We start from the raw sequence: 13,181 nt of genomic DNA on the forward strand, positions 1-13,181 counted from the left end.
CCAAAAGTTGAAAGTTAAATGAGAGGCAGAATGGAAACCCTGGCCAGTATCGAATCCTTCGTGCGCAGTGCAGAGACCAGCAGCTTTTCTGCTGCCGCGCGTTTGCTTGGGCTCACGCCCGCTGCCATCAGTAAAAATGTCGCGACATTGGAAGGGAAATTGGGTGTGCGATTATTCCAGCGCAGTACGCGCCGGTTGACGCTGACAGAGGCGGGCGAAGCATTTTTGCTGGAGGTCAGTGGCGGCCTGGATACCGTGCAGGCCGCGCTGGCCAACGCCAGCCGCAATCGAGGGCAGCCTTCGGGCACCTTGAAAGTCAGCCTTGCGTTTGCCTTTGGCCGGCAATACATCTTGCCGCTATTGACCGATTTTATGGCGAAGTATCCAGATATCCAGCCGGATTGGCGGTTTGAAAATCGGCAAGTAGATTTGATCAATGAAGGAATTGATGTGGCGATTGGCGGCGGGATCGAATTGTCACCGGGAGTTGTTGCGCGTGAACTGGCGCGTCCACATATGGTTTTGGTTGCATCCCCCGCGTTTCTCGCCGATAAAAAAATGCCGAAAGTTCTCGCTGATGTATCGGCCTGGGATGCGATAGTGCGGCGTTCATCCAATACCGGGCGGATTCAACCCTGGCAATTGCGCAACAAAAATAATGAGCAGGATATGGTTGAACCTAAGGCGCGGGTGATCCTCAATGACCCTGAAGCGATTTGTAATGCAGTGTTGATGGACGTTGGGATTGCCTTGGTACCTATGCCGCATGTGCGCAATTATTTACAGGATGGCAGCCTTATCCGGCTGTTGCCCAAATGGTATGGCGATGTGGGGCCGCTGGCGATTTATTTTTCCAGTGCAAAATTATTGCCCGCTAAAACCCGGGTATTTGTCGATTTTATTGTGGAACATTTTCGCCATGAAGATCTTGCTAAAAAGTTTTCCGCATTTTAACTAAATAATTCTTTTTCAATCATCGCCAATAATTTGCGATAACCCGTGCTCAGTTTTTTGCGCAGTTGGCGTACGTCCACATAATAAGCAGCGCGTTTGCCGTGGTATTCCACGGGTGCGCCAATCGGTGTGAAGTGGATGCCGACAAAATTCAGGCTGCGTGCCAATCTGGGTTCCATCATTACAAACACATGGTGGATCCGGTTTTTATGGCAGAGTGCGATTGCGGATAAATATAAACTGACGGCGATATAGGGAAAAAAGCGAAGTTCTTGTGTGGAAAAGGTTTGTTCGTTGATGGCACCAGTGGCGCCACCGGCAAATTGGTCTACTTGCCGTTTTCTAAACGCGAGTGGTACAGCGAGGCGTGATATTTCACAAATCTGGTGCGGTAAAAAATGGCGCGGGCGCAATTGCTCATCGGTAATTGCCTGCGGACAGAATTTTTCCATAGGCAAGAGTTCATCACTATTGCGTGTGGCAATTAATCGTAGTGTGCCAGCGAGTGCACCGGAACTTGCGTGGCGAATAAAACAGTGGATTGAGCGCTGATCAAATTCATCTTGTTCGATATGGTGATGGTTAGTTTCTTCAAAATGCAATTCTTCGCAATAAACTTGATAGCGCAGTTTATACACTTCCTTTTTTAGCGCTTCGGATTTGGCCAGTTGCGGTTTTAAATAATTGGAAAAGTGTTTGGCGATTGCTTCAGCTTCATCGCTTGCCAGTGTTGCGGCATTTTTTTGTGGTGCGGTGCAAATAATCTGGTCAGTAGTTGCCTGCTTGAGTGATTTCATATAATCCATGTTTCCTTTTCCAATCATATCAAAAGCTATTGTAGTTCCCTGATTTACTCTCTTGCCTAACTAAATAATTCTATGGGTAATCCAGTATATTCAGAATCTGTATTCGCTTTTTTTTGTAGGCCAGACATGTATTATCAACTAATGCTATGCAGTTTTTTGATTATTCGTTTTTGTGCTAATTGAAAGCGTTTACCCATTCGTATGTCTGTGCTCTAGTAACAGAATATTTTTAATTCTTTGTGTGCGCTAAAAGCCCGATGTTTAACCGCGTGAGTTTTAAGGAGAGCAGCATGCGTATTGATGAAATGATTGCCGCAGTACAACAAGAGTTGGGTATAGGTGTGGATGGTAAAGCCGGGCCGGAAACATGGGGGGCGATTTATAAAAAAATCTGTAAGGTCACTCAAGCTGAAATGGTGCAAGTGGTGGGCGCTTTGGAACCTGTGGATGAGCGCAGTGAAAAAACTATCGCAACCCTCTTGCCAGAGGTCCAACCCTTTGCGCGTGCGCTGGTGCAGAAGGCCAGTGCGAATGGCATGACGATAAAAATCCTGAGCGGTTTGCGTACCTATGAAGAGCAAGATGCGTTGTATGCGCAGGGCCGAACCGCGCCGGGTAATAAAGTTACTAATGCAAAGGGTGGGTTTTCCAATCACAATTTTGGTATTGCATTTGATATAGGTGTTTTTGAGGGGGCCAAATATCTGGGGGATTCTCCCAAATACAAAGCGGTGGGGGTATTGGGGATGGAGTTAGGTCTGGAATGGGGCGGCAATTGGAAAACCATTGTTGACCAACCCCACTATCAACTGCGGCCACTGTGGGCCGCTAACATGGCAGAGCGCGATATGTTGGCAGAATTGCGTGCGCGCAAAGCGTCGGGCAAGGGCGTTTATAGCTAATTCACCGTTTTGGTGAATCATCCATTTAGCTTCTATACTGCCAGACATAAAATTCATAAAGCAGGGTGTTCATTATGTCGAGGCTGGTTGTCCTGTGCGTGCAGCGGACAGCATTAGTATTATTGCTTTGTTGTGCGGGTGTTGTTTGGGCTAGTGCATCGGCAACTAGTAGCGTTGTTATTCGTCAGTCCAATATCACCGATATCGTCAATGAAGATTATTACTTTTATCGGGTCCTGGAATTAGCCCTGAATAAAACCGATGCACAATGGGGCGCTGTGCAGATAAAACAATTGCCCTACCGGCCAGAAGATAAACGCTTACGTAGTGCGTTGATGCAGGCAAGTGTTGATGTGCTTTGGTCGCCGACCAGTGCCGACTTTGAGCGGCAGATGTTACCGGTGCGCATATCGCTGCTAAAAGAACTGAATAATTATCGCCTCTTGTTAATCCGCAAAAATGAGCAGCCGGCGTTCTCTGCAGTTCGGTCAATTGATGATCTGCGTAAACTCAGAGGTGGGATGGGCGCACAATGGACAGATGCCAGTATTATGGAATACAACCGATTGCCGTTAGTGAAGGCGGTCGGTTATGGAAAGTTATTTAAAATGTTGGCTGCAAAACGGTTTGATTATTTTTCCCGTGGCGTGTATCAAATTCAGTCCGAAGTAAATTTTTATCCCGAGTTGGAATTGCAGATTGAGCAGGAATTAATGTTGAGTTATCCCAATGAAGTGTATTTTTTTGTCAATAAAAATAATATCGACTTGGCCAAGCGGCTTGAAACGGGTTTAAAAATTGCACAGAGAGATGGTAGTTTTGATCAATTGTTTAACAGTATTCCACGCTACCAATGGGGAATGGAATTACTGAAAAAACACCAGCGGCGGGTGATTACACTCCAGCCGCTACCGATTAAGCCGCCTGCCATAAATAAACAATAAATTTTCCTTGGTTAGTGCGAGTGTTCTCCTGCTGTCGGTTCTGCAATACCCAACCAGGTCAGTTTATTGGGTACAAAATCCAATTGGATTGTGGTGTTCACTTTTGCTTCATCCAGATGTATTTGTTTGATCTGGTTTGTAATCGGATCGCTCACGTACGCAAAGTGGCCCGGTGTTAAGGCTAGTTCAAATTTGCTGCCGGTAGGCAGTGCTGTGATATTGCTGGTAATGGCTTGCACGCGCGCTTTAAGGCTCCAGTCGTCGCTGTGTAAAATAGTCAGCTTGCCTTGATTATCCAAAATCACAAAAAATTCTCCATCGTCGGCAAAGCCATAACTGCTAGCTGTAGGGGCGGGTGAGATACTGGCGTCAACCCAGTTAACAGGTGTGATGGTATTGGTACTGGTATTGATTGCATAAAATTGCCCTGCAGCTATACCGATAAATTCATCAACAGCATTATCGCCGAGTACTGTACCTATGCGGGTAGTGCCAGTGAAACTTGCGGGGTTGGTAATTTTTTTCGCGGTGAACGTCGTATCGGTTTGGGTGATAACCAAGACTCCATCCGTGCAGCCAAACGCAATTTGTTTTTCATTTTGCGCACTACCGTGCAGGCCGGGGCAGTTTTCACTGAAAATAGTTTCATCCACGAAGTAACCGTTGTGCGCGCGATAAACCGCAACCCGGTCGGGCAACGTGCTAGTGGCTGCGGCATCGCGTACCGTGGAAATTAAATAATCCCCGCGACCCTGAGCCGCACCGTGCATATGCGTAGAGTACTCCAGCACTGTACCTGCAGTGTTGTTGGCAATATCTGTTTCAGTAAATACCCCCACACTTGCGGGTGCGGCAGTCTCGCCATTGCCATCAAAAAAAATCACAGATTGTTCATCAGTGCCGGTGAAGTGTGTTGGTCGCGTTTTATTGATACTGAACAACATTTGTTTTGGGGGTTGGTCGTAATCATCTAGATGATCGCCATGGTCTTCCTGCCAGAGGCCTCCATCAATGACGTCTACGCGGTCAGCCGTGCGCTGTACCACAAAACCGTAGCGGTGATTGGGGCTTGCATAAAGTGCGTTGGGCGCTTCACTAACCGCCACTTCATGTAACACGCTTTTTTCATTGATATCAACCACACTGACTTTAGCCTGGTCTTTGGCGGAAATTAACAAGCGTCCCTGTGTTGTCACTTCATCATCGTGATCATGGTCGTCTTCAATAGGGACGGGTTCGCGTTCAACAATTTTGGTATCGCTTCCGCCGCAACCACTGAGAAGCGCGGCCACAAATAATAATGTAAGGCTCGGTAGCACACTTGTTTTCATTTCTCGATTACCTTTTGAGTATTGCTTATTTCAGGCAATAGTTATGGATACCCGCATGCGCGGGCAAGACTAGTGCCTAGTGGATTACAATAAATTAAGGGCTAAAAATTGCCGCTAACACCTATAGCAAATGAACGTGCGGGCAGGGGAGCTTTATCCTTTAGGAAGGAGGCGTGCACGCGCGCGTATTCGTCGGTGAGGTTGTGGCCTTTGAGATAAATTTTTAGATCTTCACTGAGCAAGTAACTCACCTGAGCATCAATGAGCGTGTAGCCGTCGGTGTTGGTTTCAAAGGCGGCGGTTTGGTCTTGTTCAAAATAATGTTGACCGCTTAACTCGGCGCGCCAGTTGCCAATTTCATATTCGCCACGCGCGCCTATGCGCAAGGGTGGTATGCGCGGTAAATCGCCCCCTTCATCCAGTTGCGCGCGAATATAGTCACTGGTGATACTGAGTTTTAAGGGCGTGCTCATCTGCCAAATAATTTCGCCTTCAAAACCATAGAGATTTGCATCGTGTGCCTGATAAATAAATACCGGTAATTCGCTGCTGTCTTCGTGTTCATCTTCGCCGCTTTCACTCGCATGGTCATGCGCACCTTCGAGCGTCATACCTGTATCAGTCAGGTAGTAATAATTGTTGATGCTGTTATAAAACGCGTTGAGGATAAAACCAAAATCGCCTTCAAATTTACGCAGCGAAAGGTCGATATTGTTGGAGGTTTCCAACTCAATATCCGCACGCGTCAAATCAAAATGAAATTCACCCGCTTCATCTTCCACGACTTGTAGCAGTGCGCCCACTTCATACAAGCCTGAGCCAATGTGTGGGCCGAATGAAAATAATTCTGCTGCAGAAGGTGAGCGCTCTGCATGGGTGTAAGAAAAGGCGAGGTTGTAGCCGGGGGTGAAATCCCACACCAATCCAGCGGAGGCACTAAACGGTGTTGATTCGGTATCGATAGAAAATACGCTTAAGTATTCGTCGTGGTGATCGCCTTCATCTTCATGGTGATGTTCATTTAAATCGACACGCATATTGTCTGCAGATACTTTGACTTGTTCGATGCGCGCTCCTAATTGCACCAGCACATCGCCAAAGTGACGCTCTTCCATTAACGCCAGTGCAACGCTGCTGGTATCGCTGGGTGGTGTGAATGCCTCTTCACCAATCGCCGAAAAATCGGCGTGTTTGTAGTGCACACTCACTGCACCGCGCCAATCCGCGAGTGGATGGTGGAATAAATCGATACGCGCTTCCTGGCTCTCGTTGTTAAACGTCGTTCCAATCGCACCATTTTCAATTTCGCTGTGTTCGTAATCGGTAAAACCAAAACGGGTATTGATTGCGCTGAACCAGTCGTCGTCAAGCGAGAGTTCACTCAGGAATTGCACGCGGTCCTGTTTTAAATCGGCGTACACATCGACCGCTTCGCCTTCGTGGCCGTGACCGGGAATGCCGTATTGGCGTTCAAGATGGCCGTAGGAGAGACCGACAAAACCTTCATCCAAAATGTAACTGGTGCCCAGGTTAAACCCTTTTGCTTTAGTGGATGAGTTGGCTAAACGATCTTCGTTGTGCTCTGCGTGATTTTCTTCTTCGTGCTCTTCATGGGTTTCGATTTCTGCAGCGCCGGGGATTTTGTAATCGTCTGCTTCACGCCAGAATCCATCCAGATGTAAACCCACATTGGCCACACCGGTATTGCCACTGGCGGCGACAAGTTTGTCATTGGCAACGGAATCGCGCTCCAAGCGCCACTCGCCGTAGGTATCGGTGCCTTGCGGAATGCGATCATCGACAATATTCACCACACCGCCAATCGCACCGCTGCCATAAAACAAAGTGGCAGGGCCGCGCAGGATTTCTATCTGGCGCGCGGTTGAGGCTTCTGTCGCCACGGCGTGGTCGGGGCCAACGCGTGAGGCATCGCCAGCGTCCAATCCATTCTGGGTTATCAAGACGCGCGGACCTTCAAGGCCGCGGATAATCGGGCTGCTCGCCACTGGGCCGTAATAATTGGAGTGCACGCCGACTTCATTTTTTAACGTCTCACCTAACGTAGCTGCCTGGCGGTCGCGCAATTGCTCGCCACCCAGCACAGTCACTGGTTGTGCCGATTCCATATTGGATGCGTGCCAAGGCAGGCCAACCACATTCACCACTTCCATTGCGGTGCTGCTCAGTACCAGCTCGGCTGGTTGATCGCCCTGCGCAAGATGAAAGGTTTTGTGCATAAATGCCGGGGCTTTTACATGTAGCTCGACATCTTTACCGGTTTGGACAGGAAGGCTGAATTCGCCGCGTGCGTTGGTGCGTATCTGCAGGTTGGAGCCCACCACATCCAGACTGGCGTTGGCAATTGGTTGCCCCTGTTCATCGCGCACCACGCCTTGTACTTGCGCCAGTGCCGAATGGCTGGCGGCGACTATCGCTAGACATAGCAAGGACCTCGTCATGTTTTTCTTAGTAACCAACATCTTTCTCTCCACATCCAACAGCAAACAGATTTACCGGTCAGGCCGACCAGCGTTTGAATTTTTGGTGATGTTATACTATAACGTATTTAAGGGCAACAAAGGTGGCGGGGGGAGTTTTTAAGTATTTATTCGGTGGGTAATTTGAGGAAAATGTAAGCTATAAAAACAGCAAAGCCCCATCTTGTGGATGGGGCTTTGTGGGGGGAAAGCTAAACCGCTATTGCTATTAAGCAGCGATTTTTGCTTTTCTGCGTCTCAAGCCAAGACCAAGGGTAGCCAATGCCAAGCCAAGCAGACCGAGAGAGGTAGGCTCAGACACTGGAGTACAAGGAACACCTGGAGTTGGTACGCATTGTTGGTTGCCGCCGTCAACAGTCAGGGTTGCTTTACCCAAAGTGACGTACCAACCTTCTTGATTCAAATCGATATCCATTTTGACTTGCAAGCCAGCATTAACCTGAGCTTGTGCCCAGCTGTATGAAGTCAAATCGATAGAAGTGAAAGCCCAAATATCATTTGCGCCATCCAGATTGCCCATACCTAACCAGCTGCTGCCATCGAACACATAAATCATGTCGATTTCACCTTGCCAGCCTGGAGCAAATTCATCTACGTCGAAGGCAGAAATATCCAAAACGATTGAAGTGAAGGTACCTGCGATAGCAGCGTGGTTCCAACCCCAATCTTCCTGAGCGCCTCTGTAATAGGGTGAGTTGTATTTGTTAGCGTCTTGGTCAACAAAATATTCGGTAGCGGTGTTATTTGCATATTCTTGAACATCTGTAACTGGTACGGCAAAAGCAACAGAAGACAAGAGCGCAGAGCATGCAGTTAATGCCAGCAGTGATTTGGTGAGAAAGTTTGACATAGTAAAGTTCTCCTAAACTTTAGAATTTAAATATACGTCCCGGTGTGTTTTGTTTATTCCCTTAAAAAATATGGGGAACAACATGAACTAGGGAAGAATCAGAAAAGCAATCTTTTTATTATGGTGCTCTAAAAAGGATTGCTGAAAAAGGTAGAGCAAAAAAGAGGCCAATTTATGCTTTGGCTTGGTGCGCAAGGGTTTTGAGGTGAAAGATCAAGCAATAATTATGTGCACTGTAAAACATTTCGACGTTGACGGTTCTATCAGTTATATCGAAATAGACTTTTTAATTATTAATAGTCAGGTGCCAGAGTAGATAAAATCGAGTTGGGTTATTGGCGCTTGACTCGCCCTAAGTAACCTCGTAACTTGCGCGCCCGAGGTGTCTGATGGGCAATTATTCTCTATAACAAGAGCGCCAGGATCAGAGTCAATGGGAAGTCGGTGCGTGTTCGCCAATAGTAAGTAAAGGCGATGCAATCCCGACACTGCCCCCGCAACGGTAAATGCTGCTCGCAGCATGAGTCCGATACCAGCCTCATACACGGAGCAATAGCTCCTTACTTGTTCACGATGTCGCGGAGGGCAACATCGGTGGAAATCTGTGTGTATTTTGGGCTGTACCCATACCTCTTTTTCCGCTTTCCCTCCCTCATCCCTTTTAGGATTGAGGAATCTCATGTTTAGCAAGTCCACTACCCAGTCACGTGCGTTTTTACTCGGTGGCCTCAGTGCTGCCATTGTTTCCATTATCGCTCCAACGACGTTTGCGGCAGAGAAAAAACTTGAAACCGTTTATGTAAGTGCAACACGCAGCGAAACCGCGCAGATGCCGGTTGCGACACAAATTAAAGTTATCACTGAGGAAGAAATTCGCGTAAGTGGTGCAAAGTTATTGTCGGAAGTGTTGCGCACCCAGGCGGGAATCCAGCTCACCGATTCCGACGGTAGCGGCGCGCGCAATGTGACTGCTTCCATGCGCGGATTGTCGGGCACTAATAACGTGTTGGTGTTGGTTGATGGCCGTAAATTAAATAACCCATCATTGGCCGCACCTGCGTTAAATACCGTCTCATTAAAAGATGTAGAGCGCATTGAAATTGTGCAGGGCAGTGCGGGTGTGCTCTATGGCGATCAAGCGGTTGGCGGCGTGATCAATGTCATCACCCGTCGCGCTGTTGCAGGTGAAATCAATGGTTCAGCGAGTGCAACTAGCGGCACTGATAATCTGGAAGATTACACCGCCAGTGTTCGCCAAGGCTTTGAAAATGGTTTGAGTTACAGCGTATCTGCGCAAAAGCGCAATGCGGATAATTATCGCGATAATAACCAATCGGCCTATGAAAATGTGCTGGGTAATTTGCGCTACGATTTTGCAAAAGGCTTTGTGTTCGCTGAAGCGCAAAATATTGATGATGAATTAAATCTCGCTGGTTACTTGTTGGATTCGCAAGCTGCAGTTGATCCGCGCCAAGCGCGTACACTGACTGATTACGCGAACCAGAAAACGGATCTCGCCCGTGTTGGCGGCGGTATTGGTCTGGGCGAACACTGGGAATTATTGGCAGAATTTGCTGACCGCGATGAAGATACTGAATCCTATTACGGATATGGTTCACCAACGCTGGGCAATATGCGCGTAAAAAATTTGACGCCGCGCGTTGTGGGAACCTTGCCGGGCAGCAACGGAAATACCTTGGTAACCATTGGTTATGATCAGGTTGATTCAGAATATACCGTGCCTGATTGGGGCACGAATATTGAGCAAACAATTGATGCATTATATGCGCAAGTGGTTTACCCGCTGACGCAGCAACTAAGTCTGACTGCTGGCGCACGCAGCTCCTCGGTTGAAGATATCAATCATGCAAGCAAAACTCGCCACGACGATGATGTCACCGCGAGTGAGTTGGGTTTAAGTTATCAATTGGATAATGGTTGGCGAGTGTTTGGCCGCTATGCTGATGGTTTCCGTTTTGCCAATGCCGATGAAAATGGATTGGTATTACCGGGTGTAGAATTTTTGGAGGTGCAAACCAGCCGCTCTGGTGAGTTGGGTACAGAGTGGCGCGGTGAGCGTGCCGCTGTGCAATGGTCTCTATATCGCATGGATCTCGATAACGAGCTCATTTATGATGCTGTTATTGCAAATACCAATTCATGGAATGGACATGGTGCTAACGTGAATTTGGATTCATCGCGTCGCCAAGGCGTTGCAATTGATGGGCAACTCACTTTGAGTGATGAGGTTAGCCTGCGGGCAAATTACACCTATACCGATGCCGAACTCACCAGCGGTAGCTTTCCCGGTAATAAAGTGCCTTACGTAGCCGAAAACCGCGCAAATATCGCCGTTGTTTTCACTCCAGTGGAGCAGTTAATTGTGTATTTGGATTCAAGTTACACAGGTGCGCGCTATCGCTCGGGTGATGATGCGAATGCTTGGGCTAAAGTAGATCCACTGGTATTGTTCAATTTGAATGTGACTTGGGAATACCAAGGCGTTGAAGTGACGGGGCGCATTAAAAACCTGACTAACGAACGTTACGCTGGCCTTCAAGGTGTTTCGCCAACGGCAGGTTATTACCAATATCCACAACCGGAGCGCAATTACGAAGCAAGCATCACCTATCGTTTTTAATCAATCCTGAGTATGGTGGGTGGAGCGCAAGCGATACCCACCAATCATCAAAAATCAAAAACCTATAGATCAAAGAGAGTTGCCATGACCGACGACCATAGCCAGAGCGATGAAAAAGCCAAGCGCCACCAGGAGCGCATGCAACAGCGCAAAGAAATTGTCGATGCGGCAATCGCACGCGCCGACGAAGAGCGCGGTGTCGTGATTGTATTAACCGGCGATGGCAAAGGGAAAAGCTCATCGGGTTTTGGTACTGCTCTGCGCTGCCTTGGCCACGGCTACAAAGTCGCCATAGTGCAATTTATTAAAGGCACTTGGGAATGCGGTGAAAAAAACTTTTTAACCGAAAGCATTTTTCGCGGCGCCAGCCCACAACTCGAATATTTTGTGATGGGCACCGGCTTTACCTGGGAAACCCAAAGTGCTGAGCAAGATAAAGAAGCCGCTGAAAAAGTCTGGGCTGAATGTGAACATGTATTTCGCGATCCCGATATTCATTTAGTTCTGCTCGATGAGCTGACCTACATGCTCAATTACAAATATCTCGATAAAGAAAAGGTGGTCGCAGCAATTCAAAATCGTCCACGCAATCAAAACGTGATTATTACCGGGCGCGGCGCTAAAAAATATCTGGAAGATTTGGCCGATACGTTTAGCGAAGTGAAATCTGTCAAGCATGCGTTTAACGCGGGTGTGAAAGCGCAGAAGGGGATTGAGTGGTAAGTCTCGCTAAAAAAAATGCTAAAACCTTAATGATACAAGGCACCACCTCTGATGCGGGTAAAACCACTTTGGTCGCTGCCCTCTGCCGTATTTTAAAAAATCGCGGCATTTCGGTTGTGCCTTTCAAGCCGCAAAATATGGCTCTCAATTCTGCTGTCACTGTTGATGGCGGCGAGATCGGCCGGGCACAAGCGCTGCAAGCACAGGCGGCTGGTTTGCAGCCCCATACGGATATGAATCCCATCCTGATTAAACCCACCAGCGATACACGTGCACAAATTATTGTGCAGGGGCGCGCAATTACTGATATGGATGCGGCGGTGTATCACGATTACAAAACCCAGGCGATGGGTTTTGTGTTGGGCTCTTATGCGCGTTTGCAACACGAGTATGATGTGATTTTGGTTGAGGGGGCGGGTAGCCCCGCTGAAATTAATTTGCGCGACCGCGATATCGCCAATATGGGTTTTGCTGAGGCAGTGGATTGCCCAGTTATTTTAATTGCGGATATTGATCGCGGTGGTGTGTTTGCGCATTTGATTGGCACCCTGGAATTATTGAGCGAGTCTGAGCGCAAGCGAGTGATTGGATTTGTTATCAATCGATTTCGCGGCGATATAGGTTTGTTGCAGTCGGGTCTGGACTGGCTGGAGCAAAAAACCGGTAAGCCAGTGTTGGGTGTGATTCCCTATCTTCAGGGTTTATATCTGGATGCAGAAGATGCACTGACTCAGGATGCGCAAAAGCAAGATGCAAAATGTCGTGTTGCGGTTTTGGCGCTACCGCGTATTTCCAATCATACCGATTTTGATCCGCTGCGCTTGCATCCGCAAATTCATTTCCAATGGGTGGGCCCGAATCAAACTATTCCGCCATGTGATTTATTAATTATTCCCGGTAGTAAGAATACCCGCGCGGATTTGCAATTTTTGTATGAGCAGGGTTGGAATGTGCAGATCCAAAAGCACCTGCGCTACGGTGGAAAATTAATCGGCATTTGTGGTGGTTTCCAAATGCTGGGTGAGGTGATCCACGATCCACACGGATTGGAATCTACTCCGGGAAGTTCGCATGGGTTAGGATTGTTTGCGCTGCAGACAACTCTGGAGCCGCATAAAGTATTGCAGCAGCGCACTGGATTTTTGTGGAATAAAAACAGCGCAGTTTATGGCTATGAAATTCATTGTGGTATTAGCCATGGTGCAGCACTTAATTTACCCGCGTGTTATTTGCAGGGTGCACAAGGTTTGGAACCTGAAGGCGCAGTGAGTAGTGATGGGCTTATTCTGGGAACTTATATTCATGGTTTGTTTGATGAGCCCGAGGCATTGGCTGAAATATTAGCCTGGGTGGGTTTAGCGAATGCGCAAGCACTGGATATCAACCATCAACGTGAAATATCTATCGAACGTTTGGCTATGGCTACCGAGAACGCCTTAATACCTGAATTCTTCCAGCAGTTTTGCGCTAACTAGTATCTACTCTAGACCTGATTCGGCAGAAATTCGTTTTATGCCTATACTTTTCCTGTT

At 47.8% G+C, this 13,181-nt stretch carries 10 protein-coding genes and 1 riboswitch; of the genes, 6 read left to right on the forward strand and 4 right to left on the reverse strand.

Annotated features, from left to right (window positions below):
• Positions 1–30: 30 nt before the first annotated feature.
• Positions 31–954, forward strand: a complete 924-nt coding sequence (locus B4E62_RS21225; protein WP_331353461.1) for a LysR family transcriptional regulator — start codon at positions 31–33, stop codon at positions 952–954.
• Here the strand turns inward: B4E62_RS21225 and B4E62_RS21230 are convergent.
• Entirely contained in the window at positions 951–1,751 is an 801-nt protein-coding gene (locus B4E62_RS21230; RefSeq protein WP_310073533.1) for a PEP-CTERM/exosortase system-associated acyltransferase, read from the reverse strand. The genes B4E62_RS21225 and B4E62_RS21230 overlap by 4 nt on opposite strands.
• 299 nt (positions 1,752–2,050) lie before the next feature.
• On the opposite strand from B4E62_RS21230, the gene B4E62_RS21235 reads away from it, so the two are divergent.
• Entirely contained in the window at positions 2,051–2,662 is a 612-nt protein-coding gene (locus B4E62_RS21235; protein ID WP_331353462.1) for a M15 family metallopeptidase, read from the forward strand.
• A 74-nt stretch (positions 2,663–2,736) separates the two neighbouring features.
• Positions 2,737–3,606 carry a hypothetical protein gene (locus B4E62_RS21240; protein WP_331353463.1) on the forward strand — a complete coding sequence of 290 codons (870 nt, stop codon included), beginning with the start codon at positions 2,737–2,739 and terminating at the stop codon, positions 3,604–3,606.
• An 11-nt stretch (positions 3,607–3,617) separates the two neighbouring features.
• Here B4E62_RS21240 and B4E62_RS21245 read toward each other — a convergent pair whose 3' ends face one another.
• The 3 genes from B4E62_RS21245 to B4E62_RS21255 form a co-directional block, all read right to left on the reverse strand.
• Complete coding sequence (locus B4E62_RS21245) at positions 3,618–4,937, reverse strand: hypothetical protein (RefSeq protein WP_331353464.1); 1,320 nt, start codon at positions 4,935–4,937, stop codon at positions 3,618–3,620.
• Between the two features lie 101 nt (positions 4,938–5,038).
• Positions 5,039–7,396, reverse strand: coding sequence for a TonB-dependent receptor (locus B4E62_RS21250; RefSeq protein ID WP_331353465.1), 2,358 nt, complete (start codon positions 7,394–7,396; stop codon positions 5,039–5,041).
• Between the two features lie 247 nt (positions 7,397–7,643).
• A complete protein-coding gene (locus tag B4E62_RS21255; protein ID WP_310073544.1) occupies positions 7,644–8,285 on the reverse strand; it encodes a PEP-CTERM sorting domain-containing protein in 642 nt (213 codons plus the stop codon).
• A 363-nt stretch (positions 8,286–8,648) separates the two neighbouring features.
• A riboswitch (cobalamin riboswitch) is annotated at positions 8,649–8,840 on the forward strand.
• Positions 8,841–8,964: 124 nt separating this feature from the next.
• Between B4E62_RS21255 and B4E62_RS21260 the strand changes: the two genes are divergently transcribed.
• The 3 genes from B4E62_RS21260 (at position 8,965) to B4E62_RS21270 (ending at position 13,124) form a co-directional block, all read left to right on the forward strand.
• On the forward strand, positions 8,965–10,926 hold the full coding sequence (locus B4E62_RS21260) for a TonB-dependent receptor (protein ID WP_310073546.1): 1,962 nt from the start codon (positions 8,965–8,967) through the stop codon (positions 10,924–10,926).
• Between the two features lie 84 nt (positions 10,927–11,010).
• Positions 11,011–11,649: a cob(I)yrinic acid a,c-diamide adenosyltransferase gene (cobO, locus tag B4E62_RS21265; protein ID WP_310073548.1), complete on the forward strand. Its 639-nt coding sequence runs from the start codon at positions 11,011–11,013 to the stop codon at positions 11,647–11,649.
• 29 nt (positions 11,650–11,678) lie between these two features.
• A complete protein-coding gene (locus tag B4E62_RS21270) occupies positions 11,679–13,124 on the forward strand; it encodes a cobyric acid synthase (protein ID WP_331353485.1) in 1,446 nt (481 codons plus the stop codon).
• Positions 13,125–13,181 lie beyond the last annotated feature (57 nt).

Source organism: Cellvibrio sp. UBA7671 (genome assembly GCA_002483145.1).
In the GTDB taxonomy this organism is placed as follows: Bacteria; Pseudomonadota; Gammaproteobacteria; order Pseudomonadales; family Cellvibrionaceae; genus Cellvibrio; species Cellvibrio fibrivorans.

Excerpts from the sequence above, each read along its gene's own strand:
- cobO (WP_310073548.1), top strand. The coding sequence starts at position 11,011 with ATGACCGACGACCATAGCCAGAGCGATGAAAAAGCCAAGCGCCACCAG.
- B4E62_RS21270 (WP_331353485.1), top strand. The coding sequence starts at position 11,679 with ATGATACAAGGCACCACCTCTGATGCGGGTAAAACCACTTTGGTCGCT.
- B4E62_RS21260 (WP_310073546.1), top strand. The coding sequence starts at position 8,965 with ATGTTTAGCAAGTCCACTACCCAGTCACGTGCGTTTTTACTCGGTGGC.
- B4E62_RS21225 (WP_331353461.1), top strand. The coding sequence starts at position 31 with ATGGAAACCCTGGCCAGTATCGAATCCTTCGTGCGCAGTGCAGAGACC.
- B4E62_RS21255 (WP_310073544.1), bottom strand. The coding sequence starts at position 8,285 with ATGTCAAACTTTCTCACCAAATCACTGCTGGCATTAACTGCATGCTCT.
- B4E62_RS21235 (WP_331353462.1), top strand. The coding sequence starts at position 2,051 with ATGCGTATTGATGAAATGATTGCCGCAGTACAACAAGAGTTGGGTATA.
- B4E62_RS21250 (WP_331353465.1), bottom strand. The coding sequence starts at position 7,396 with ATGACGAGGTCCTTGCTATGTCTAGCGATAGTCGCCGCCAGCCATTCG.
- B4E62_RS21240 (WP_331353463.1), top strand. The coding sequence starts at position 2,737 with ATGTCGAGGCTGGTTGTCCTGTGCGTGCAGCGGACAGCATTAGTATTA.
- B4E62_RS21230 (WP_310073533.1), bottom strand. The coding sequence starts at position 1,751 with ATGAAATCACTCAAGCAGGCAACTACTGACCAGATTATTTGCACCGCA.
- B4E62_RS21245 (WP_331353464.1), bottom strand. The coding sequence starts at position 4,937 with ATGAAAACAAGTGTGCTACCGAGCCTTACATTATTATTTGTGGCCGCG.